The 24415-nt window shown below is 35.2% G+C and carries 20 protein-coding genes; 13 read left to right on the top strand and 7 right to left on the bottom strand.

Annotated features, from left to right (window positions below):
- Window positions 1–40: 40 nt before the first annotated feature.
- The 11 genes from IGJ55_RS14760 to IGJ55_RS14710 all read left to right on the top strand — a co-directional run bounded on the left by IGJ55_RS14760 (window position 41) and on the right by IGJ55_RS14710 (window position 13959).
- Window positions 41–1438 (top strand): CHAP domain-containing protein, encoded by a 1398-nt coding sequence (locus IGJ55_RS14760; RefSeq protein WP_430606729.1) that lies wholly within the window; start codon window positions 41–43, stop codon window positions 1436–1438.
- A 210-nt stretch (window positions 1439–1648) separates the two neighbouring features.
- Complete coding sequence (locus IGJ55_RS14755; protein WP_430606728.1) at window positions 1649–2404, top strand: hypothetical protein; 756 nt, start codon at window positions 1649–1651, stop codon at window positions 2402–2404.
- A 273-nt stretch (window positions 2405–2677) separates the two neighbouring features.
- Window positions 2678–4447, top strand: coding sequence for a DNA-binding protein (locus IGJ55_RS14750; protein WP_069641457.1), 1770 nt, complete (start codon window positions 2678–2680; stop codon window positions 4445–4447).
- A 359-nt stretch (window positions 4448–4806) separates the two neighbouring features.
- Window positions 4807–5751 (top strand): serine hydrolase, encoded by a 945-nt coding sequence (locus IGJ55_RS14745; protein WP_430606727.1) that lies wholly within the window; start codon window positions 4807–4809, stop codon window positions 5749–5751.
- Window positions 5752–5875: 124 nt separating this feature from the next.
- Entirely contained in the window at window positions 5876–6799 is a 924-nt protein-coding gene (locus IGJ55_RS14740) for a zinc ribbon domain-containing protein (RefSeq protein ID WP_430606726.1), read from the top strand.
- A 170-nt stretch (window positions 6800–6969) separates the two neighbouring features.
- Window positions 6970–7830 (top strand): hypothetical protein, encoded by an 861-nt coding sequence (locus IGJ55_RS14735; protein WP_207120953.1) that lies wholly within the window; start codon window positions 6970–6972, stop codon window positions 7828–7830.
- A 323-nt stretch (window positions 7831–8153) separates the two neighbouring features.
- The gene (locus IGJ55_RS14730) at window positions 8154–9086 is read left to right on the top strand and encodes an ROK family protein (protein ID WP_430606725.1); all 933 of its coding nucleotides are present in this window, start codon (window positions 8154–8156) and stop codon (window positions 9084–9086) included.
- 49 nt (window positions 9087–9135) lie between these two features.
- Window positions 9136–9891, top strand: a complete 756-nt coding sequence (locus tag IGJ55_RS14725) for a MurR/RpiR family transcriptional regulator (RefSeq protein WP_207120952.1) — start codon at window positions 9136–9138, stop codon at window positions 9889–9891.
- A 193-nt stretch (window positions 9892–10084) separates the two neighbouring features.
- On the top strand, window positions 10085–11395 hold the full coding sequence (locus tag IGJ55_RS14720; protein ID WP_207120951.1) for a PTS sugar transporter subunit IIC: 1311 nt from the start codon (window positions 10085–10087) through the stop codon (window positions 11393–11395).
- Between the two features lie 30 nt (window positions 11396–11425).
- The gene (locus tag IGJ55_RS14715; protein ID WP_430606724.1) at window positions 11426–12865 is read left to right on the top strand and encodes a 6-phospho-beta-glucosidase; all 1440 of its coding nucleotides are present in this window, start codon (window positions 11426–11428) and stop codon (window positions 12863–12865) included.
- Window positions 12866–13449: 584 nt separating this feature from the next.
- Window positions 13450–13959, top strand: coding sequence for a DinB family protein (locus tag IGJ55_RS14710; RefSeq protein ID WP_430606723.1), 510 nt, complete (start codon window positions 13450–13452; stop codon window positions 13957–13959).
- A gap of 299 nt (window positions 13960–14258) precedes the next feature.
- Here IGJ55_RS14710 and IGJ55_RS14705 read toward each other — a convergent pair whose 3' ends face one another.
- The 7 genes from IGJ55_RS14705 to IGJ55_RS14675 all read right to left on the bottom strand — a co-directional run bounded on the left by IGJ55_RS14705 (window position 14259) and on the right by IGJ55_RS14675 (window position 22365).
- On the bottom strand, window positions 14259–14828 hold the full coding sequence (locus tag IGJ55_RS14705) for a hypothetical protein (protein ID WP_069641465.1): 570 nt from the start codon (window positions 14826–14828) through the stop codon (window positions 14259–14261).
- 23 nt (window positions 14829–14851) lie between these two features.
- Window positions 14852–15148, bottom strand: coding sequence for an LPXTG cell wall anchor domain-containing protein (locus IGJ55_RS14700; protein WP_069641466.1), 297 nt, complete (start codon window positions 15146–15148; stop codon window positions 14852–14854).
- 21 nt (window positions 15149–15169) lie between these two features.
- Complete coding sequence (locus IGJ55_RS14695; protein WP_430606722.1) at window positions 15170–17008, bottom strand: hypothetical protein; 1839 nt, start codon at window positions 17006–17008, stop codon at window positions 15170–15172.
- Window positions 17009–17030: 22 nt separating this feature from the next.
- Window positions 17031–18029, bottom strand: coding sequence for a DUF916 domain-containing protein (locus IGJ55_RS14690; RefSeq protein ID WP_069641468.1), 999 nt, complete (start codon window positions 18027–18029; stop codon window positions 17031–17033).
- Window positions 18030–18234: 205 nt separating this feature from the next.
- Window positions 18235–19761, bottom strand: coding sequence for a helix-turn-helix domain-containing protein (locus IGJ55_RS14685; protein WP_207120945.1), 1527 nt, complete (start codon window positions 19759–19761; stop codon window positions 18235–18237).
- A gap of 270 nt (window positions 19762–20031) precedes the next feature.
- Window positions 20032–20727, bottom strand: coding sequence for a winged helix-turn-helix domain-containing protein (locus tag IGJ55_RS14680; protein WP_430606721.1), 696 nt, complete (start codon window positions 20725–20727; stop codon window positions 20032–20034).
- A 93-nt stretch (window positions 20728–20820) separates the two neighbouring features.
- Window positions 20821–22365: a helix-turn-helix domain-containing protein gene (locus tag IGJ55_RS14675; RefSeq protein WP_430606720.1), complete on the bottom strand. Its 1545-nt coding sequence runs from the start codon at window positions 22363–22365 to the stop codon at window positions 20821–20823.
- Window positions 22366–23023: 658 nt separating this feature from the next.
- Between IGJ55_RS14675 and IGJ55_RS14670 the strand changes: the two genes are divergently transcribed.
- Entirely contained in the window at window positions 23024–23701 is a 678-nt protein-coding gene (locus tag IGJ55_RS14670) for a WxL domain-containing protein (RefSeq protein WP_430606719.1), read from the top strand.
- Between the two features lie 25 nt (window positions 23702–23726).
- Window positions 23727–24404: a WxL domain-containing protein gene (locus tag IGJ55_RS14665; protein WP_069641472.1), complete on the top strand. Its 678-nt coding sequence runs from the start codon at window positions 23727–23729 to the stop codon at window positions 24402–24404.
- The last annotated feature ends 11 nt before the right edge of the window (window positions 24405–24415 follow it).

Genomic DNA, 24415 nt, shown 5'->3' with positions numbered 1-24415 from the left:
TAATTGAGAATAAAACATAAAAAGAGAAGAGGAAACAAAAATGGCAGTAGAGGGATCGATTTTAATTTCAGGAAGTCAATGGTTACAAGGACAAGGAGTTCATGTGTATTCAAATGGTGGTAATTATGGTACGTATTATCAATGTGTCGAATTACCGCAACAAAGGTTATATCCTAAAATGGGATGGCCAAGAGTCTATGCAGCAGGAAATGGTGGTGCGCAATATATTCCAGAAGGTTCTCCAGGTTTAGCCCGATATAATCCAGGATCTAGATATATTCCAGTACCTGGAGATTTAATAATTGAAACAGGAAATAGCTCAAATCCATATGGACACGTTTCTGTTGTCGATTATACAGATGTGGATAAAGGAATCATTTATGCAGTAGAGCAAAATGCTTCGGCTAGTGGCAGAATGACATATGCTTACAATGGAAGCAACTATACAGGACTTTCAAGCAACAGAACAGTCAAATGTATTCTCCACGCACCAAGTAATAACTTTAAAAATCCATCAACAGCACCTAAATTACCATCAAAAAATCCGGCACAACCTATTTCTAAAGGTATCAATTATGAAACACATGTGAGTAAAGTTGGCTGGATGAACAATGTAAAAGATGGTGCATTATCTGGATCGACTGGTTTTAAATTACCTGTTGAAGCAGTCAAAATTACCTTTAAAAATGGCCAAATTAATGGTTCAGTCGAATATCGAGCACATGTTTCTGAAAAGGGTTGGATGTCATGGGTAAAAAGTGGACAAGTAGCTGGAACAACAGGCCAATCAAAAGCAGTTGAAGCAATTCAAGCACGTTTAACAGGCGAAGCCGCAAATTATTATAATCTGGAATATCAAGCCTATGTAGATGGAAATGGGTGGTTAAGTTGGGTAAATAACGGTGCGACAGCCGGTACAACAGGGCAAAAGAAAACCCTTCAAGCGATTAAAATGAAATTAGTTCGAAAACCAATCGTCCAAGGAAGCAAACAACCTACTGCTAAAGGTCTAAGCTACCGTATGCATCTAGCGGAAGAAGGTTGGTTAGGGTATGTCACAGAGAACCAAATGGCTGGAACAACAGGTTTAGGAATCGAAAGCCAGTGTTTAGAAGTCTATATGGATGGGAAAAAAGAAAATATACAAATTGATGCTCATGTCGCTGAAAAAGGCTGGTTGACAAATGCAGGTGGGACTGTGGGTCAAAGACTTTCGTTACAAGCAGTCAAAATCAACTTGAAAAATGGGCTAGACAAGTACTACGATATTTACTATCAAGTACATGTATCTGAAAAGGGCTGGATGCCATGGGTCAAAAATGGCGCTATAGCAGGTACAACAGGTCAAAAATTAGCCATTCAAGCAATTCGAATAAAGCTAGATGGGAAAATAACCAAAGAACCTGTGAATACAGTATCTAAGTATAAAAATAAGTAAACGACAGAAATAAAGACCATGTTTAATGCAGGAAAAAGTGGAATAATGGCAGAAAAAATCTGTCTGTTATTCCACTTTTTAGGTATAGGATTGAACACTTAGGATCATTTCATTTTTTTAAATAGATAAGAGCTCAAAAGCACCTTCCCTCCATTCTCATGCCTATGATAGAATAAATAGTGATTGGAATAAAAGGAGTGAGAAAATAAAATGGTTAATCATTTTTCAACAGTTGGTATACCTGTTTCATCTGAAGCCGATTTCATGAAATATGCAAATCTAGTGTTTGAATCAGGGAAGAAAGTCAAGGCACCTGGTGGAACCTATCTTCTACTAAAAATGGGAAACGGAATCGAACTTTGGGGTCAGTTAAATACACAAGGTGAGATGATTGGGTTAAATCCACATTATGAAGGAACTGCTGTTTCAACCATTCGTTTACTTGAAAAAGTTGAAGATCCTACAGATACGGTATTAGATGGAAGAGTTCATAGTGAAGCGGAGCCAGGCGAAGATGGGACGTTTGCATACCCATTTGTTTTTGATATGCCGAATATTGCAGCTCAGAAAATAAAATACCCTGTGATACGAGAAGTACAGTTAGCAGCTTTTGCGCATGAGTTGAGTGTTTACGCTAATGAAGAAGAATATAATAATGGACAAGAAACAGAGGCCAAATTTGCTAGTGAATTTTTTATTCCATCAGGTTTATTTGGCGGAGATGGAGAAGGCGGACCGAGCTCTATGGGGCTGTTTGGAGGTCGGGTTTTGGCTGCTGAAAAGCTTAGAAACCCTTATTCTGATGCTTATTTTTACTATGCAAAAGTCAAAACGTTAGGTGGGGAATTTGATGTAGTCGCTGATCCTGAACTTGTTACTGAAGAGATTAGGGAAGGAAATATTATTTCTGGATCCTTTTGGTTAACAGGAAAACTAATACAAAAAAAGTTTAAGTTTTTTGGATGATAAAACCAATCTAAAAAGGATTAAGAAGTCCTGTGACATTTTCATACAGGACAGATTGAGACAAGAAAAAACAGAACTATCGTGTCTGAAATAATCAAATGCAAGTCTTTTTTTGTTGGTACTACTGTTTTCAATTGGTGTAAGAACTAGAAGTTTTTGCAAGGAACATTGTAAGTGAAATTTCTATCCTGTATAATTAAAGCAAGCATTAAAGCTACTTCTACTCTAAAGTGGAAGTACTTTTTTTATCTCAACTTAAAAAGGAGGAAGAAAATGTTTGTAAATTTTATCGGGTTAACGTTGTTTTTTGGTATAGGTATCTTAGTAGCAAATGGTGTAAGTCTCATTGCTGCAAAAGGGAGAAATACAAAAAGTACCATTGTACTAATGGTTATTGAATTATTATTATTGGGAGGCTTCTTATTTGTTGCATTGCCTAGTAAAACTCTTTCAACTATTTTATGGATTAATCTCGTTGGAGCCGTTATTGCAAGCGGTTTGTTGCTGACCATTCGTTCTATTAATAAGGCATCGATGAACGTGCTGCATAAAGAACGAAAAACTGTTGGGACAAATACGGTCAACGATTGGTCTGGTCGTGTTTTAGGAATCAGTATTGCTGCAATGGTTTTATTATTCATTATCAGTTCTATAACGAAGGTAACGGCAATTGATGATGTTTACCAAACCATTCCGTTGAAGACAGAAGAAAAAGCAGAAGTTCTAACCTCCGCCAAAGAAACACCGATTGCTATTGCACCGAAAACGGCTAAGCGCAAGATGCTGCAAAAATTCTCAGTGATTCCAAATTCAAATATGTTTACCTTGGATGGTATTACTGCACAGGTTGTGAATGGTGAGTATGTATATGTTGCCACAGTGGAATTTAATGGCTTTTTTAAATGGTCAAAACTAGGAGCAGTTCCAGGGTATTTTATTATCAGTGCAACCGATATTAATGCACAGCCTAAATTTGTTGAAACACCGATTGTGTATACGCCGTCTGCTTATTTTAGTAAAGATGCGGCACGTAAAATTTACGCTGCTTATCCAGATTATGCGGCGACTGGCAAAATTAATTTAGAAATCGATGAAAAAGGAAATCCCTTCTATATTCAGACATTATACAAAGAATATGGCGTTTCTGGTCGGATGAACTACAATGAATTTAAGACAGCTGTTTTAAATGCGACAACAGGCGAAGTGAAAGTTTATAATAGCCATGATGCACCAGCCTTTGTAGATGCTCCAATCACAAGTTCTGCTGCAAATAGTATCAATGAATACTTTGGTCGTTACAGCCAAGGATGGTGGAATCAAACGATGTTTGGCGCGAAAAAAGAGGTTAAAATTCCAACAGAAAATGGTATTTATGCATCTGGTCAAATTACACCTATGATGAATAAAGAAGGCAGTCAATTATTGTACTTTACAGACTTTACAAGTGGTGACGAGGAGCAAGATTCTGCTTTAGGTTATTCCTTGATCAATGCAAGAACTGGCCAAGTAACGTATTACCGTGATACAAAAGTAGGAATTATGGATAGTGACGGCGCCATTTCGATTGCCGCGAAGATTTACCCAGAGAAAAAATGGAAAGCAAGCATGCCAGTTCTTTATAACATCGATGGCGTTCCAACCTGGATTGTGTCTCTAATGGACAGTAAGGGAATCTTCAAAAAATATGTTTATGTCAACGCAGTAGATAATGATATTGTGGTAGATGCCGATGCGGCACAAAATGCATTAGACGCTTACCGGATCGAATTAGCAACGAAAGGAAGTAATAACACAAGCACTGATGCTGCTGATTTAGAGAAAATAAAAGGGACGGTCTCTCGTATTACGATTGTTGCTAGCGAGGCCCAAACTGTTGTTTCCTTCTTATTAGAAAACGAGAAAACAATTTATAGCGTCACAACGAATAACAGCCCAATGGCTCTTTTCTTAAAAGAAGGAGACAAGGTTGCGTTTCAAGCGGTCGTTACAGCGGATGCAAAAGCTGCCAGTATTGAAAACCTTGTGATTGAAGGTCTAGAATAGTAGGATTGACTCTACTCAGACAGATTCAAGCCTAGTGGTGCAAGCCAACGTTCAATGATAGTCACTGAAGAAGTGAGTTGTGCTCTACAAAGAACGTGATAATGAAGACCAATCATCTGGAATCAGTGATTGGTCTATTCTATTTAAAAAAATGTAAGTCAAGTAAAAATAATGAGCGATAAACAAGATGAACTAGTTTTCATAGCTTATCTTGAATCTAAGAAAAAGGAAATAATTGTAGAATGTTACTGTAAAAAAGCTAGATTATAAAATGAAAGACAGATGATCACAATCCTCTATATAAATATTTTTAATTTATGGTAAACTATTTATATATTAATAGGCTAAAGGAGCTTAATTTGAAACGAAAAAGGACCAATCGAACGTATTATTCTATCTTTTTAATGTCTATCATTTTAACAGTAGCTGTTTTACTAGCTATTTCAATAAAAAACAAAAAATACACGAACCAAACATACGAACACAATTCCAATAGTAGCAAAACGGTAACCACTAGCAACGAAACAAAGAAAAAAAGTTCTGCCACTTCAACAGTAAATCGACTAGATTCTACACAAAGCAGCTCGCTTGAACCCGTTAAAACTCAAAATAGTGTGCAGACTAAACTAGATGCATCCGAATTATTTTTAAATGCTGGAAAAGTAGGGTATGGTGTGTATTATTTTAATGAAGATGACTATCTAACAAATTACAATACAGATCCTTTTATCTCTGCTAGTGTTATTAAAGTGTTTATAATGGCGTATATTTATGAAAAAGAGCTGGCATTAGACAGAATGCTAGAGGGGGAAACCACTCAAGAATTGGTTCGGAGAATGATTCAAATTAGTGATAATCAAGCGACTAATAGACTTATTGAGTTTTTGGGTATGGATAATTTGAATCACTATTTTGAAGAGCAAGGGTATAAAGGGACAAAATTACAACGGAAAATGCTGGATGAGCAAGCTAGAATGAATGGGCTGGAAAATTATACATCAGTAGAAGATGCTATGGAATTTTTGAAGAAAATGTATGTTCATCGTAACGAATGGCCGTACTCGCAAATGTTAACCATCATGAGTGACCAAACAATCAGAACTAAGCTTCCAAGTAAATTACCATTCGAGGTTCAGGTGGCGAATAAGACGGGAGAGTTAACGACTGTGGAAAATGATATCGGCTTAGTCCTTGATCCAAAGAACCCTTTTGCCATCGTTATTTTAACAAACGAGGTTTATGACAGTTCTGCAATGAGAGAGGCCATTGGTGGATTTGCTTTGCAAGCATTTGAAGAAAGCTAAAAAATTGTCCTAAATATTGCTAGTGGTTTTTGGTACTTTATGTGTATTTATTTATGAGAACTCTTAACTATGCGGTAAAGAGCCCTGACATAAAAAAAGGGGTCTGAACAAAGAAAGGATGTTAATGATGAAAGAATGTAGTTATTGTCATACTAAAAACAGTGATAAATCTAAATTTTGTGAGCAATGTGGGAAACCGCTTGGGGAAAATGGCTCAACAAATGAACCACATGAGACGAGTAAGTCTATGGTTGCCCAGAAAAATATACAGCCTGTATTAATTGGCGCGATTGTGGCACTAGTGGGCATTATTATTGGTATTATTTTATTTATCTATTTAAAGCCAAATAACACTTCTGCACTTTCGTCAGAAAGTAGTCGAACTGAGACGACTTCAACGACAAAAAATAGTAGTCAAACAGAAACAACCTCGTCAAAAAAAGAGGCAGAAAATTACGATGAAATCATTAAAGTAGCGAAAGAATTAAATATCGAAGGAAAATACAAGGAATCTGAATTAAAATTAGCATCCATTCCTGTCAGTGTACTTGGAAAACCCGAATGGGCAACTATCAAGGAAGCTATAGAAAATTTAACAAATTTAAACAATAAAGGGCTTCAAGAGCAAAAAAAATCATCTGATAATGTGCAGCAAAATGATGATCCATCGACTTTCACAGGTGATTTAGCTAAATGGGCCAATACCTATACATTCTATTATTCTCAAAGCAGCCAAAAACAAAGCCGATTAACGATTGCGACTAACGGAGGCGTTACTCAAAGTAATTATGATGGTACGCAATATTTTGGTAGAGCCACAATTGTCAACGCTTCGGGTGATATTTTGAGTTACAATACGGATACCTTATATCCAACCAGGATGCCAAGTACAAAGACGATCAATTCGAATGTTAAAATCACGATTCAATGGGATAATAATGGAGGAAGTCAAAACCTGTATGGCTATCTTTCTTATTCCTCTCGTTTGGCTCTAACAGATGGTCTCAATAAGGGCAGCGGAGTAAATGAAGTTTGGATTACGTATTAAAGATTCCTTTTTAATAGACTTATTTTCATTCACTTATGATGCGATTTTTTGTATTGTAAGTGAATGTTCTAGTTATTGAAGTGTTTATTTAGTCAAGGTAACGAATTTGAAATCGAGGGATATTATTTTTAGATAGTGATCATACGGTAGTAGAAAAAGGAGTTGCCTAAATGTTTGGTAGACTAAAGCAAAAAAATTTATACTTGTTTTTCCTTTTGGTCTTGTCTTTAGTAGCGGGATGTAGTGGTATGAGCAAGGAAAAATATGAACAAACGATTTCAGGTATTTATGCTCAAAGCCGATTAAAAGGAGAAATAACAGTAGAGAGTGTTGAAGGGCAAGGTTACTTCTATTCAACCCCTTATACACGAGTGGTCTTTGATTACACCGAGATTGTGGGAGATAAACCTGTGACGGTCAATGACACGATGTTTTTTGAACATAAAACAACTACATTAAATCAGGAAAGTGAAGCGGTTGGAGCTGAAGATTTAACCGAATTTAGTATGTATTCTGGCGTGGTCCAAAGTTTTGCTTTTCAAGAGGAATCAGTTTCTTTAGCAAAAGTGATTAAAAAGGAGCTTAGTGAAAAAATTGAGATAGAAAAGTTGCATTTGATCGAAGTAGAACCTTATTTGATGACGTTTCCTTTATTAGATTCATCGGAAGAGATCGGTTCTTTTTCAGATAATTTTGCACTGTATAAAAAAGACGTAGCAAATAACCAAAAAGCAGGGCGACCATTTAAAGGCTATTATGATATCAATGTAGAAAAATATATGAAGCTTGGGCTCATCTTAGTAGAAATAAGCTATGAAAATGTTTCAGAAGAACTATTTCCTGATACGATTGACGAATTGGATCGAAGAGTACGTCGAAAGATACTAACGCTAGATACATCAACTTTCTATGATGGTATCTATAGATTATCTTTCGATACAGTAACCGAGGATGGCGGAAGAACAGGCGGTAGATCCTATACGTTTCATGTTAAAGATAAAAAAATAAGTTATCTTTCCTATGGCAAGTAAAAATAGAGTATTTTGTCTCTGACAGTATCTAAATACGTAGATACTATGACTAAACTAAGCTAAGTCGTCAACAAGACCATTGGACAAAAGAACATTGTAAGCATGTCTCCCTATTTAGATGCTTGTTTCCGATTTTTTTCTATAGTAGCAATAATGAATCAAACGAATAAACAATGAAACCCGAGCTTATCGTCCTTTCTGGAATAATGTAAATAGTGGAATTTTAGAAAGGAAAAAATTCCTTCCAAAATTATGATACAATATTCAAAAATGAATACGCTATCTTTTTTGCGATTCAAATAAATAATAAGGGATGTTCATACATGTATGTAGGATTTGATATAGGCGGTACAACGATTAAGCACGGTATTTTGGATGAATACGGAACTATTTTAGAACAAGGAAGTATTGGAACGGAATATGAACCGGAGGCCTTTTACAAAAGTTTACTAAAGATTATTGAAGCTGCTCAAGCAAAGTATCAAATAAAAGGAATCGGGATAAGTGCTCCAGGAATTGTCCAAAAAGATGGATATATGCTAACGGCGGGTGCGATCAGACCTTTATATGGAGAAAATTTCAAACAAAAGCTAGCGTTATTCACTAGTTTACCTGTCACTGTAGAAAATGATGCAAATGCAGTTGCCATAGCTGAAAAATGGATTGGAAATGCAACCGATATGGAAAATTATTTATGCCTAGTTTTAGGTACTGGTGTTGGCGGTGGAATCGTCATTAATGGAAAAGTTTATCGTGGTTCTCACGGCATGGCCGGGGAATTTGGCTGGATGATGATCGATAAACTACCTGAAACTGGAAACCTTGAGGATGTGTCTATCAATAAACGGACCGCAATTGTTGGAGGTCTAGTACGTCTTTATAATGATGCGCAACTGGAACAAAGCCCAGAGGAATTTGTTCCAGTGAGTGATGCAAGGGAGATTTTTACCTTGGCAGAAAATGGGGATACTCTTGCAATAGCAATCACTAAACAATTTTATGTTGACCTTTCTGTAGGATTGGTCAATCTAATTAGTTGTTTTGATCCAGAAGCTATTTTAATTGGTGGTGCTGTGAGCGCAAACCAATTTTTCCATCAAGAGCTTCAGAAAACCTTAGAAGAAGTTGAAAAAAGACATGCATCAATCAATTATTTAAGAGGAAAAACAATTGCTCCAGTCTTGCCAACTAAATTAAAAAATAATGCAGGACTTATCGGGGCTGTTTATCAGGTTCATCAAGTTGTCAGCAAATAAATTCTTTTATGGTATAATTTTCTTAGCAAATTAAAGGAGATTAACCTAAATGGCGATATTCGATTATCTGAAATTAAATGACCTGTCCTCGGTAGAACAAGAAATTTATCGATTTGTTGTGAATAATCTAGATAAAATCCCGTATATGCGTGTTCGAGATATTGCGGATGGAGCACATGTCTCTTCTACATCCGTCTTTCGTTTTGTTCAGAAAATAGGATTTCATTCTTTTCCAGAGTTTCGATTTTATATTAAGTCTCATTTAGATAATGTTCGTCAAGAAGAGGATAAAAAGCATATTGGTATTGAGGAACGAGTGGATTCTCTTAATATGGGAATTTTTCATCCAGATGTAGAATATCAAATCAAAAAAATGGCACAGGATTTGTGCGATAGTGATGTTATATTGTTTATGGGCATGGGAGCCTCTGGTGCAATTGCTCAGTATATTGCTAGAAAATTAGCGAGTTTAGGTTATCTATCTATCAGTTTAGATGATTTGACCTACCCTATTCGCAGCTTTTTACGCAAGGATCAAAAAAACGTCATCGTATTTTTAAGTGTTTCTGGTGAAACAAAAGAATTGATAGAAGTCATTGCAGGTTTAGAAGATAAGAATAGTGTCAAAAACTATTGTATTACACTAAACAAAAAAAGTACGCTCGCTCAACTTTGTGATTACTCTATTGAGTACGAAATCAAAGAAGAACGCAAAGATATTTTTTTAGACCTTACGAGTCAGTTGCCATCGATCGCAATCTTAGAAACGCTGATTAGTTATCTTAAAGATTTTCGTAATGAATAAATAGAAGCTGTTACAACAAATTAACTAGAGTGATCCCCACTTTAGTTAATTTTTTTGTTTAAAATTAGGAACAAGTCGTTCCGCACAAGGAATTTATTCTATTTCCCAAGAATTTATTTTAAAAAAGAAGGCGCTTACTTTTTCGCGAGATAATTTAGGTATAATAGGTTTATAAATGAAAGGAGTTTTATCTATGCAAAAATTTAATGATATTATTGATCGTTCATTAGTGCCAATTGCAACAAAGTTGAATAATCAACGTCACATTGCAGCTGTTCGAGATGCTTTTATGTTGATTTTTCCATTAACGATTTCTGCATCACTGGTTATTTTAGTCAACAATATTTTATTTTCAAATGATAGTTTTGTCGTGCAATTATTACGCTTATCTAGTGTTTTTCCGAATTTAGAAAGTGCACAACAGGTGTTGTCTTCCGTGGCAAATGGAACAATCAATATCATGAGTATTTTTATCACCTACCTTGTTGCGCAAATATTAGCGAAACATTTTAACGCAGATTCCACTTTGGTTGGGCTGACAAGTATCGCAAGCTTTATGATTTTGTATCCTAAACCCTTTAATGCAGATGACTTGAATGTTGTGAGTACACAGTATTTAGGCGCTCAAGGTTTATTTGTAGCTATGATTGTTGGGTGTTTAGTTGGGGAATTTTTACCAAAACTATTTAAGGTGAAACGTCTGCAAATTAAAATGCCGGAAATGGTTCCACCAGCTGTTTCTCGTTCTTTTTCAAGTATGATTCCCATTGTTATTGTAGTTGGGCTCTCGGCAATTATTAACTTTTTAGTGTTAATGATCGCACCAGAAGGAGTTAACGAACTGATCTACAAAGGAATCCAAAGTCCTTTACGTGATCTTGGAGGAAATGTTGTTGGTGTAATGCTGTTAGCCTTTATTCAAACATTGTTATTCTCAATTGGTATTCATGGTCCAAACACGTTAAATGCTGTTCGTTCTGCTATTTTTACAGAACAAGATTTGGCCAATCTTGATTTTATTAATAAAGGCGGTTCACTTTGGGATGTTCCTTATAAAGAAACGTGGGGCATATTAAATGACATGTTCGCAAATATGGGTGGTACAGGGATGACGATGGGCTTGATTATTGCGATCTTTATTGCATCTAGACGTCCAGAACAACGAGAAATTGCCAAAATGTCATTAGTTCCAGGTATTTTTCAAATTAATGAACCAATCATTTTTGGGCTACCAATCGTTTTAAATCCGTTATTGATCGTTCCATTTATTTTAGTACCAATGGTCAATATTATGATTGGTTATTTCGTGACGGTCGTTTGGCCAATTATGCCTTCGCCTGCGATTGGTGTCCCGTGGACTACGCCTGGAATCATTAATTTATTCTTAGGAACAGGTGGAAATATAGTGGCTGCATTAGTTGGAATCGTCTGCTTAGCTGTCTCTGTGGGGATTTATTTACCATTTGTTATTGCATCAAATCGTGCACAAAAAATTGATTTATAAAGGTATTATTTTTATTGAAGGAGATCTATTATGACGAATAAAATATCAGAAGATTTTTTATGGGGTGGCGCAATTGCCGCTCATCAAGCAGAAGGGGCTTGGAATGTTGACGGCAGAGGACCAAGTACCGCCGATGTAATGACTGCAGGAGGCAACGGAATTCCTCGGAAAATAACGAAAGGCATTCTTGAAGGAGAGTATTATCCAAATCATGAAGCGATTGATTTTTATCACCACTATAAAGAGGATATCAAGCTTTTTAAAGAGCTAGGCTTAAAATGTTTGCGAACGTCCATATCGTGGAGTCGTATTTTTCCTAAAGGGACTGAAGCAGAGCCGAATGAAGCAGGTCTGCTATACTATGATCGGCTCTTTGATGAATTAGTAGAAAATGGAATTGAACCAGTCATTACGCTGTCTCATTTTGAAATGCCGTATTACCTCTATGAAAAGTTTGGCGGTTTTGCAAACAAAGAAGTGATTCCGTTATTTGTGAAATTCGCTAAGTGCGTGTTTGAACGCTATAAAGATAAGGTAACCTATTGGATGACCTTCAATGAAATCAACAACCAAGCTGATGGGCAAGAGCCGCTGCATGTTTGGACGAACTCAGCGATGATTATTGAAGATGAAGACAGGAAAGAAGAACTTGTCTTTCAAGCAGGAGTCAATGAACTAATCGCTAGTGCGGCTGCGGTGATCGAAGGGAAAAAAATAAATCCTAATTTCCAAATTGGTTGTATGATGGCTTATGTTCCGGTCTATCCATACTCTTGTAATCCAGAAGATATGATGGCATCGGTAAAAGCGAATGAACGCAGATTCTTTTATAATGATATTCATGCTCGTGGTAAAATTCCCACATATGCTACAAAGTATTGGGAACGTAAGAACTATCAAATTGATATCAGCGAGCAGGAATTAGCCATTTTGAAAGAAGGAACAGTTGATTATATCGGTTTTAGTTATTATATGTCTGGTACGATCTCAACACTTAAAGACGTTGAAGGTTGGTCAACAGAAGATATTCCCAATGCAAAAATAGTGAAAAATCCATATATAAGTGTATCCGATTGGGGCTGGCCAATTGACGAAGTTGGGTTACGCTATATTTTAAATACGGTCTATCAACGTTATGACTTACCGTTGTTTATTGTGGAAAATGGGTTCGGTGCCTATGATGAATTAACCGAAGAAAATACCGTTCACGATGAATACCGGATTGATTATTTAAGTAAACACATTGAACAAATGAAAAAAGCCATTTTAGAAGACGGTGTTCCAGTTATCGGTTATACACCTTGGGGAATCATTGATATCGTCAGCTTTGGCAGTGGCGAGATGGAAAAAAGATATGGCATGATCTATGTTGATAAAGATAATGAGGGGAAAGGTACGCTTAAACGTTTGAAAAAAGATTCGTTTTATTGGTATCAACAAGTGATTGAAACGAATGGCGAAGATCTTTAAGTTATCGGATAAATGACTAATTGTATCATGAATAGAGAGTGGGATATACCTCTTTGAGTCATATCCTGTTCACATGGAATCCGTATAAATAGTGGGAGCAGAAGCAATCACTACGCTTCGCTTCGATCACATCAAATTTTAAGTGCTAAAGCACTAAGATTTGAAGGCTTCGGAAATAAGAAGAAATTCACAAAGATTTTAAGAGTAATTTTCGTGAATTTCAGCTTATTTTTCGGGATTAACCACTCCCGTCCCAACCTCTATTTTTATTTGTATTTCGTTTGAAGAGATTAGATTAAATTTAACAAGACTGAATTTGAAAAAAATGTTGTGTCACTCACGTAATGGTCAAAAATGGTCGAAAACCTTGTCTGTCAACTAACAATAATGAAAAAAAGAAAATGCAATGAGGTTGGAGACCTATACACATTCTCTTAAATTGGAAGAACGGGCAGCGATTGACCATGTTTCTCAGTACTGAGGTTAGAAAGTTTGCTGTCATGTCAGCACTGTAGTAAAGTACTTAATAGAGGCGAATTTCACGATAAAATAGATTCAGCTTGAATACAAAAGGAGGTTTTACTATGAAAATCACTCAACTATCCATCGATACATTAAAACGAGCGCAAGAGCGTTTGGAAGAAACTCTTGCTCAAATGACTGTCGAGGAGGCGAATGCAATGCCAAATCCACTGATTAAATCAGTAACCTGGCTCATTTGGCATACTGCACGTGAACTGGATTATCAAATGGCTGACTTAAATAATACAAAGCCACTGTGGCTAGAGTCAGACTGGTCTACTAAATTCGGGTTGGATTTACCTGATGATACACAAGATTGGCAGCATACGCCTGAGGAAGCGGCTAAAGTTATCGTACTAGATAAAAAAATACTTCAAGATTATTTAGCGGCAAGTGTTGATTTTACCGTTATGTATTTAGAAGCATTAACAGAAGCAAGCCTTAGTGATATCGTAGACACAAATTGGACGCCAGCAGTTACGCGTCAAGCACGTATCGTCTCGGCTATTGATGATGCAGTGATGCACTCGGGTCAAGCAGTGTATACAAGAAGATTAGTGATTGGGAAATAGAAACTTGAGTTTAAGTTGTTTAAATTGGAGAAAAGTGACAACTAGATATAGTTTTAGCCGTATGCGTTCATTTTGAATAGTCAATTTCAAAATATCAATGTGCTACAAATTCATGTGTTTGAAATAAAAGAAAGTAAATAAAAAAGAAAAGACCATGACAAATGTAAGGAACTTTTGTTATGGTTTCTTCTTTCTTTTTTTAGGAATAGTTAAAGCTTTATATCAACTACAAAAAAGACATCCATTCAACTAAAAAGCAATTATTTTGGTTAGTGAAATGAAAGATTATCCTTATTAGCTTAAGGTTGCTCACCGATTAGAGTCCATTTTAAAGTAGTTAGCTCACCTTTCAGGGCTTTGGTTTTTTCATTGATTCCTAATTCCCCATTTAGTAATAATGAATGAGAGCCACGAGCAGCATCATTTTCAGAAGAAGTGACTTTGATGGCAGCATTAGTGATACTTTTTTTGCCAACGGAAGTCGTATTGTCCCCTTGCAGATTAACTGAGAGTGTCATCTTGTTATTTTCGAGACCATAGGTACTGGATTGTTTATCTTCGGGAATAGCTTCTTGCACACTAAGTTCCCAAGAACCATCACTAAGACCGCGAAAATCATTTACAACTACGTTAGAGGTACTCTTATTTGTATCTGTTAGGGTCTTACTTGTGCCGTCGATCGTACCGACAAAACTCATATCAGCAGTACCGTTGGATAAATCTCCAAGAGACAAAGTTCCCCCCACCAATTCAGCATTGACTTTAGAATTTCCATTTGTATCTTCTGCTGCATGTATAGTCATTGGAAAAAGTAATAAGCTACTTAAAATTGTTAAAGCGACTCCAGTATTGATTGTTTTGTTCTTCATAATTCATTTCTCCATTTCAATTTTTATTTTTTATTTAAACGATTCCTTGTTGTTCTAAGGAGTATCGCGAATAAACAGAGCGTCAAACCAAGCTCAAAAGCAAAAAAGTTCTTTTTCTCACCTGTTTTTGGTAAATAAGCTTGTTTGGTATCAGTTGGATAGAAGGAAGAGGTCGTCGTATCTTGGTCGATGAAATCAGGTCTTATATCTGTTAAATCCACAATCACTCGACTAACTTGACTATCTTCTTGTGCATAACAAAATTGAACGGAAAAAAGGCAAAGTAAGAATGTTAGATAGATCGCTACTCTTTTTTTCATGTAAGACCTCCTGTTGATATATCAAGGTTCATCTGAAATCAACGTCCATTTTACTATTCCTTGATAGCGTCCGCTTTGCTCATTTTTGGGAATAGTCAATCGTAAGCTTTCAGATAAGTGCTGGGTCAAGTCTACGGAATTTTCTTCAAGTCCAGTCAAAGCTCCTTCGTAAAACAGAGTGGGCTCAAGTGACTTGGGTTTTGAGTTGTTTAGTAAAAGAGTACCAAGCATTTCTCGACCGCTAGCTTCTTTTAGCGGATTTGATAAGTCTACAAACAACTTCAACGCGGACTTTTGCTCTCTATTGTCTGTGATGCAAAGACTATTAGGGGCAACTGCCGTCAAAGCTGCCTGATTTTCTTGACCGATTTCAATTGAGCCGAAATCTAAATCTTCTGGAACACTCAACATTAATAAATTTTCAGGTTCTTGGATTTTAGCCATGGTTTTAGCCACGTTATTCTCACTGTTTTGAGGGCTATAATTGGTTTCAAATGTACAGTAAGCATCCTTAGATAAGCGTGTAAGCTTTCTTAAATCATAATGAATAATGAGCTCTTCTTGTGCATAAAACATTTCTATTCTTTTGGAAAGATTTGTTAAAGAAAATGAATGTCCATTAGTCAAGATGGAATACTCCTCTTGACCAATCGGAATTTTCTGATTAGTACTTTTAACAACAGCTTCCATACTGATAGCTTCAGAAAGTAGATCGAATTCTTTTGGAAAAGAGAAACGCATGTAGTTTAACTGTGCAGGAATCGAGTGTAGCTTTGTATTGGTGTCGGCATCGACTGAGTTTGAGACACTGATTCCTTGCGCATTATTCTCCAACTTAATATCAGCATAAGAGATTTGGGTGGTTAAAGTAGTTAAATATTTTGGTGTGTCTTCAACCACTTTGAAGTAAATAATCACAGAACTTTGACCATTTACCGTCCAGTACTGATCAAACTTATCTCTTATTCCAAGTTCAGCTGTAAAGTCATTTTCTTTAGAAAAATCTGGTTTAACATGCCATTCGATCGTAGCATCATACCCACTTGAAACCACACGGAAATAATCTTTTGGATCCTCACTAACCGTAGCACCTTGTTCTATCAAAATGGGATTTTCCTTGCTAGTTCCTCTAGGAGCATCAACAATCAAGGGGGGAATATCGACGTTTAAAATCAATGAGATAGACAATGGATATTCCCAGGTATTCTCCACTTGACCGATAGAAAAATCAACTGAATTCATGCCATCAATCGTTTTTTTGCCCGCAAAATGCCATCTTGCTGAAAGGGTCTCATAAAATTTTTTATCCAAGCTTTCTCGCTCTCGAGTGATGTCTAAAGATTGCCCTGTGAGTTCAGTTTGTGTACCGGGAAACTTTTGATACGTTGGCTTTTCGAAGGAAAGAAGACCATCGTAAGCTACGACAGACTGATCAGAAAGGGTATAGTCTAAATGAACAGTTCCATCGATTGAAATCGTTAAGTTATCTCCAATATAGATACCGATTCCTTTTGATTGATCTAGCTGTTTTTTTAATTCTTGAAGCTTTTCTTTTGCTAGTGTTGTCAAATCAGAGCGAAGAAGTGTTGAATCAATTTCAGGTGCAGTTGAGGCTACATCCTGTTGTTGATCCGACCTTTTTTCTAGCAAGACCTCTGTTGATTCTATAATGTTTACTTCTTCTGATGGAGACGAAGTATTTTCAGTTTGAGAAATTTTTGTTTCCGATTCATTGCTAGAAAATGTCGAATCAGAAGGGTTAAAAATATAGTCAGCGCTAACTTTACTACTAGGTAGAATAGAAACAATCAGCATACTGGCAACGATAATGGATAAAATTCCTTTTTTCAGGCTAGACACCTCCTTATATACATCAGAAAAATTACGTCAACGTTTTTTTATTTTTGTACAATAACAGAACAATAACAGCGATTAGCCCTAGAATTACTAGTGGGTATATTCCTTTAGTTGTTTTCTTGTTTTCAATATTAGATGTGGCAGAGTTTCTTTTTGTCTTTCCAGTAATAGTGAAGGACTCGGTTGTTTCCCATTTTTGCTCACCAAACTGAATGATTGTTTTAGCGGTATAATTCCCATTAGACAATGAAGAATCAGTCAAAGAAATTTCAAAATCCATGGTAGAATTCGGGGCAAAGTTGACCTCGTTATTGGTTTCTTTGTACAGAATTTCGGTAGTGCCATCTCTACGTATTTCGGTCACTAGCTTCCCTTTTTTTGCAATGGCAGGTGTCGAATTATAGATTCGTTGAGTTAAGAATAGTTGATCCGCTTGCTTGTTTTGATTGAGTTTGTCAAAAGTAAAAGACAGTGGAACACTTTGGCTATTTTGACGTAATAAAATGGGAATGTCATAAGCAATCACATTTTGGATTGTCTGTGAAGCATTATCCGTTCGTTTTTCTTCAAATTCAATGCCACCTAAAATGATTCCTTGAAATTCTTTGGTGGGGCTTTTTAAGTGTAGGACTAAATCTGTTGTTGAGTTTGCTGGTACAGTTGTTTCCTTTGCTCCAGTGATTAAGTCAGCTAAATTATAGTCTGCAGAAGCATCAAGAGCGATTTCTGTAGGGCCGTAAATGATTTGACCATTTTTGTTTGTTGTTGCAGGACTGATTGTATTCGTAACGATGATCTCTTTATCAGATGGATTTTTAAGAGAAAAGCGTAAATCGACTTCTTCATTGTTTGTTACGGTAAGATCATAGTAGCCATTAACGTCAGGTGCTTGCTGACTAGGATAATTAGGATTCACACTGAACGTTGTTTGAGTAGCTTGAGCTAGGGAGAAGTTTGGAGCCAAAAGAAGAAAGCTAATTAATAAGGCTAATATAAAAGCATAATCGTGTTTTTCTATAGTCATATGTTTCCTCCGTCTATTCTTTTCATTACACTAAAATTGATAGTTTTGTAATGTTGAAGCTTATCATACAACAATATTTATAAAAAATATGTAGTTTCTTTTTTCAATAAATGTTGTTATTTTTTACATTTTTTGAATTAGAGTAAAAAAAAGAACCCTTTCTCTTTCGAACTGATCAAAAAGAGAATAGGGTGTGGGGGATAGGCTAATTGTTTAGAGAGCGACTTCGGACCTTATATTTTTCAGTGTATACTTTATTTAAATAGGAAACCAAACGAGTGATTTTTCCGTGTTCTACGGTTGAATTCCAGACAAAAGTAGGCAGTTCTTTAGTAAGCCATTTAGATAAACTGACATCAGTAATCAGAAAATCTACCTGCTCAGAAGTGTAAGGCAGGAAGTTCACAGGGAACGAGAGGTTTTTAGTGAGCATTGCTTCAAAAAAATCTTTTTGGAAAACGCTTGAATGGGAGAAAACCGCAATGTTCAAAGCTGGACGTTTACTATCCATTAGTTCTGAAATAAGTAGTAGGTAAAAATAATTCAATGATTCTTTTTGACTACTCAATGGTGCAATCACAGGGTCTAAAAACAAGTTATTTAAAAAATCGTAAATAAGCTCATAATCAATGAATAAATCCATATCTGCATAGGAACTATCATTAAAAATATTGATGATTTGAACGGGACCAGGCAAATACAGATATCTACTGTGAAGTGAAAGTAAATTATAATAAAGATAAAAGTATTCATTAATATCTAGGGAAAGCTCAAATTCGTTCATAAATTGATTGATCCAAGCCTCTGTAATCAAAGTGGAACTATTTGTTTTAGGCGCAACAAAACTTGTTAATTTCAATGTTGGAATTCGTTTTAATGGATAGATTTGACTGGTCAAGAGTGTGAAATACAAAAAATTTGCTTCGTAATGCCAATTTAGCTGCTCTAAACTATCTAATTGAGAATAGTTTTTAGTAAAGGTTGAGAAAAAAAAGAGAAATTTTTCTTTCGCTAACATTGGGAAAGTTGATTCATTATATTCATACTCTTCATCAATAATATGGTCATTAGTTATGCGGAAAATTGTCACAGCAAACCAGATGAACACCATATTTGGTTTCTCTAAAAATGGTTGTACTTCGAGACTGCTACTTTCTAACGTTTTTTTAAGTTTATCGAAATCAATACTTGGGAACGGCCATTCCAAGACTTTGTAAGATCCCCAAAATAAAGAGAAAAAGAAGAAACGAATATGTTGTTCTTTTCCCTGGATTAAGGTAGAGGTATTTAAATCCAAAGTTAAATCATACTGCGCTACTATCTTTTTTAAATCAGTCATTTTTCTGTAGACAGTAGAATAACTATAAAATCGTTTTGTAGCGAAGCTTTGCAAATCAACAAAGGTTTCATTGAAAATTTCAAGACAAAGATTAAACAAAATGGAGTGCTCTAGATAATAAAGAAAAAAATAATTTGTATCAAAATCCGGCGTAATGTCGGTATAAATAGTACTTTCGTCACTTAAGCTGATTGTGATATATTTTTCGCAGCCTAAATGTTTAATATCAATTTTCAAAGCTTCTATATTTTTAAGAATAGTTCGACGATCTTTAGAAAGTTTACTAGCATAATCTGAAACAGATAGAGCACTCGTACCATTTAAGCGTTCTCGCGAAAGGTTATCTAATAATTCTAAGCGAAGAACGAATTCTTTATTTAATAATTCCTTCATAAACAAAACTCTCCTTATTTAGTACGAATAACGTCCTATAGTAATCATAAAATAGTCAGCTTGAAAAGTCTATATTTAGTACGAATAACGTCCTATAGTAATCATAAAATAGTCAGCTTGAAAAGTCTATTTTAAGAACCTGTTAAGTCGTTTGCAAGTACTTGAGAATAGCAAAGAAAAAAACTAGGTGTATCTTGACCATTAAGCCAAGGTACACCTAGTTTTTTCTACGTAGAGTCGTGTTAAATGAGCCATTCAGTAATTGTGAAACTAAATGGACACCATGTATCCTCTAGAACGAATCGTTTTAATAAAAATTGGATTTTTAGTATCGACTTCGATTTTTTTTCGTAAATGAAAAATTAAATTGTTTAGACGGTATGCTTTTTCTTTGTCATTATTTTTCCAAATAGCTTGAAAAAGATCTTCATAGGTTACTAATTTTCCAGTATTCTCTACTAAAACGGATAATGCTAAAAATTCTAAAGGTGTGAGTTGGATTTCTTTTTGATCGCCAATGGTCACTCTAAGGCTATCAGGAAATAATTCTATTCTAGAATTACTTTTTGAACTCTCGGAAGCATCATCAGTGGAAGAGGCAGAGCCATTGCTTTTTTTTAATCGTTTGATTGTATTTTCCATTTGCAAAATGAAACTATCTGGTTGCTCTTGGTTAAGGTCAATGATTAAGTCTGCGCCTAATTGCAAATAAATGAGACGATTGATTTGGATGAAGTGAGTTGAGAGTATCCAAAGCGGTGCATTGGTCTGACTTTTCACTTCCCAAATTTGTTCGCAAATAACTTTCAAATCATTTGGAGTATTTTCTTGGATCAAAATGATATCTAATTCAGAAAGTATTTTTTTGTTTTTACAATCAATAATAGTGTGTCCAGCATTTTCTAAACTACTTATATATGAAGCGAGTTCTTCTTTAGATGTAACGATTTCACCTATTTTATACATGATATTCCTCCTAAGTTTTTCCATATAATACGTTTTTCAGATTTCTATTTAATTAGGAAACAATTGTCTAAAGTACATGAGACAAAGAATAGCCTAAATGGCGAAAGGAAGTTTGTTCTTACAGATTCTTACTAATAATTCTTTTAAATCTTCGTAATTTTGTTTTGTAGGGAATTCTTGCCATAAAACATAATTCGTTTGTTCTGAAACCAAATAAGAAAAATTATCTTTTGATAATGGGCGATCAGATATAACGACATCGACAGTAGTTTGTACATCATCTACAATCGATAAGTTGAACTTATTAAATAAATCGCCATAATTCAGAATATATTTTTTCAGTGTTTGCCCGAGTGTTGAGAAAATAACTAGATGAACTGGAGGCATAAATTTTGTTACATCAACGCAAGAAAATAGCGTTTCTATATAATGAAACTTCAAATAATGATCATTGATTTTCAAAAGTGAGGTTGTTTTTGTGATATTCGCAAGAATACCTCGTAATAAATCAATTTGAAATTTGAACGTTTTATCTAAAGTCGATTCCTCAATCCAATTTTTATCAGCCGAAAAATTGAAGTGATTGAATAATTTTAAGCGATAGAACAATATACATGTTGCATAAATCAACTCATTTTCTTCTTCTAGAGAGAGCGGTTCATAAAGATACTGTTCTATATCGTTTACCCAAAGTAGGACATTGGCAAAGAAATTAGCTTTTGATAGTTCAGAGTTTTTGATGAAAAAATGAGAAATAGAAATAGAACTTGAATAAGGACCGTATGATAAAACTAAGCTATGCATGAAAGCTAATTCGATTTTAAGTTGAGCAATAGAACTTACGGGACATAATGCTTTGATAAAATCGACTTCTTCAAGGAAATGCTGATGTTCTGCCTCATTTTGGTAAGTATAAAAGAGCATTCTATTTTCAATTTGTTTCTTTTTACGAATTCTTAAAATGGAAATGGCTAGAAAAATTTGAAAATAATTTCGTTTTGAGTACTCAGTTGGTGTATAGATGGAAGAAGGAAATTTGTTTAATAAATCATTCACTTCTTTTTGTGAGATAAAAGAAAATGGCCAATTTTCCCCGCCATATACTTCAAAAAAAAGAGAGGTATAAAATAAACGAATAGTAGCCTCATCACCTGTAATAGTCAGTTCTTTTTTGACCGATAAGGCTAAATTAAATGTATGTAACTCTGTATCGATTTTTTTTAAGTATCTTCTTAATGTTGAATTGGTTACAAAATATTTATCAATAGCCTTTTTTATTGAGAACGAAGAGTCAAAGAGCAAATCTTTAATAATTAAGAAAAAAATCGAATTTTTTAGATACTCTCTTAACATGTAATGTATTGAAAACGTGAGTTGGTAGTGAAGAGAACAATAAAGTTTACTATTGGAGCCTATATAAAGATCTAAGCTAACGTTCTCCTTAAAGCCAAATGTTTCAATGTCCGACTGAATATCAATGATGGTTTGTTTGACAGTTCGTTCAGATAATCCTAATTTAAGCGAAATTTGTTCAACTGAGAGCGAATTTTTATGTTCCTGCTCAAAAAGTTTTAAAACTGAAAATCTACGAGAATCAATTCGTGTTAGAAAAGATTCTAGTTTTAACTCTTTTTCCAAAAGCGCTCCTCCTTTTTCTACTAGTTCAAATTAAATGAAATAGCGCATATCAAAAAAGTATGCTTTAAATATTATATTAAATTTTTTTTTGATAATTTTCCAATTTTTTCTACTTCTATTTCAAATGAAGGATAAAACTAAGAAAACAGAATGTGAAAACGGTCCTTAAACAAGCTTTTGACCATTTTGTGTTGTGCTTGTACGAAAAAAATGAATCTAAACGTATGAAAAATAAAGCTATAATAGTTTTCGTCAACTGACTAAAAATAAAACTAAAAATAAAATAAGAAATTAATTAAACGAAATTTCGATTTTATTTAAAAAGGAGGTGTGAAAATTGAAAAATATTCGATTGTTTGTATTTTTGATTTTATTTTTGGGAGTAGGCTCATTTCAACAAGTGAATGCTGTTGAAAGTCAAACAAACAGTCAAGTAGGAATTAAATTTATAGAAGGTGACAAAACAAAAGATTCTGATACAAGTGAGAGCAAAGATCCTCCTATTAAGGGAGGAAATGATGACTCGATACTTAAATCGCAAAAAGCGAATAGTTTTCCAAAAACAGGAGAGAGTGCTCCCAGTATGCTCCTATTTATAATAGGTTCACTATTCATTATATTTGCGCTAACTTTCTATTTGAAAAAAGGAGGAAAAAAAGTGAAAAGAAAAGAAAAGATAATTACAGGTTTGATTTTGTTTGGTAGTATGAGTGTTTTTGCGCCAAGTATGGCTAGTGCTGCACCGGCAGATGGCATTCAAGGGACGGAAACTGGAAAAGGTGCAACTTCATACGGAACATTAAAGCTTGAAGCAAATACAGAAGGCGTAGTTCCGCCAATTAAGCCGTCTGAGCCTAGTGGTGAAACAGGGAATACAGGTGCTTTGACAATTGACAATGTAAGTCCGTTACTATTCGGAGAACACAAAATTGACGGTGGAAAAGCAGAATTCTCAACAGAAACAGTAGCACCTAATGTTCAAGTATCAGATAGACGAGGTGAAGGACAAGGATGGAATTTACAAGTCCGCATGTCTGAATTTGCTGATAAAACAGATGATACAAAGATTTTAAAAGGAGCAGAACTCTCAATACCTGCTGGAACAGTGGGCAAAAGTGAAGGAAATATTGCACTCCCACCAGAAACTAAAGACGTTGTCATTGCAGGAAGCATCGACAGTGCTCAAACAATTTTTTCAGCAAAAGAAAAAACAGGACTAGGTACTTGGACCAATGAATTTGATGCATCACAAGTAAAATTAATGGTTCCAGCAGGGAACTTAAAAGGCGATTACCAAGCAACGATGACATGGTCACTATTAGATGCACCAAAATAATAACAGAGATAGGGAGAAATGAAAAATGAAAACTATTAAATTAACGGTATTGACGGCTACTTTATTTTCAACCGTTTTATTAGGAACAACAGCATTTGCTGAAGAGACAGTACCACCAGAAAACCCAGAAGCTGTAAACAAAGATATTGACAGAACAGCTAAATTTATTTTAGAACCAGGTAGCGATGATAATGGACCAGTAGATCCAATCGTACCAATCAACCCACCAACTAATCAAAAAGGCAATTTAACAATTGATGCAGTATCAAATTTTGATTTCGGTAAAAAGAAAATCGATAAGGTAACAAGTACCTATGATGCGGTTGTTGCAGAGGGAGAAGTTTTAGGGGCTCAAGTAACAGATGTTCGTGGTACAGGAGCTGGCTGGAATTTAACTGCTAAAATCAGTACATTCGAAAATGCAGAAAAAACAAGAGTCTTAAAAGGAGCAGAAGTAACGATTCCAACAGGGAAAGTTAGCACAAATAGTGTAGACGATACAAAACCCGCGATAGCTTCAGGCCTAACCTTAAATGAAGAACCAGCAACTATTTTTTCAGCTGCAGTAGACAATGGGATGGGAACTTGGGCAAATGAATTTGAAGGATTAGGCGAAAAAGTTCAGTTGAAAGTACCAACAGGAAACTATGCAGACACATACACTGCTGAGATCACATGGTCATTAGCAGACGCACCAAAATAATAAAGAGAGTA

Origin of the sequence: Enterococcus sp. AZ170 (assembly GCF_050545135.1) — a bacterium.
Taxonomy (GTDB): domain Bacteria; phylum Bacillota; class Bacilli; order Lactobacillales; family Enterococcaceae; genus Enterococcus_L; species Enterococcus_L ureilyticus.
The sequence above is the reverse complement of the archived record's forward strand: the minus strand, read 5'-3'. Positions and strand labels throughout refer to the sequence as shown.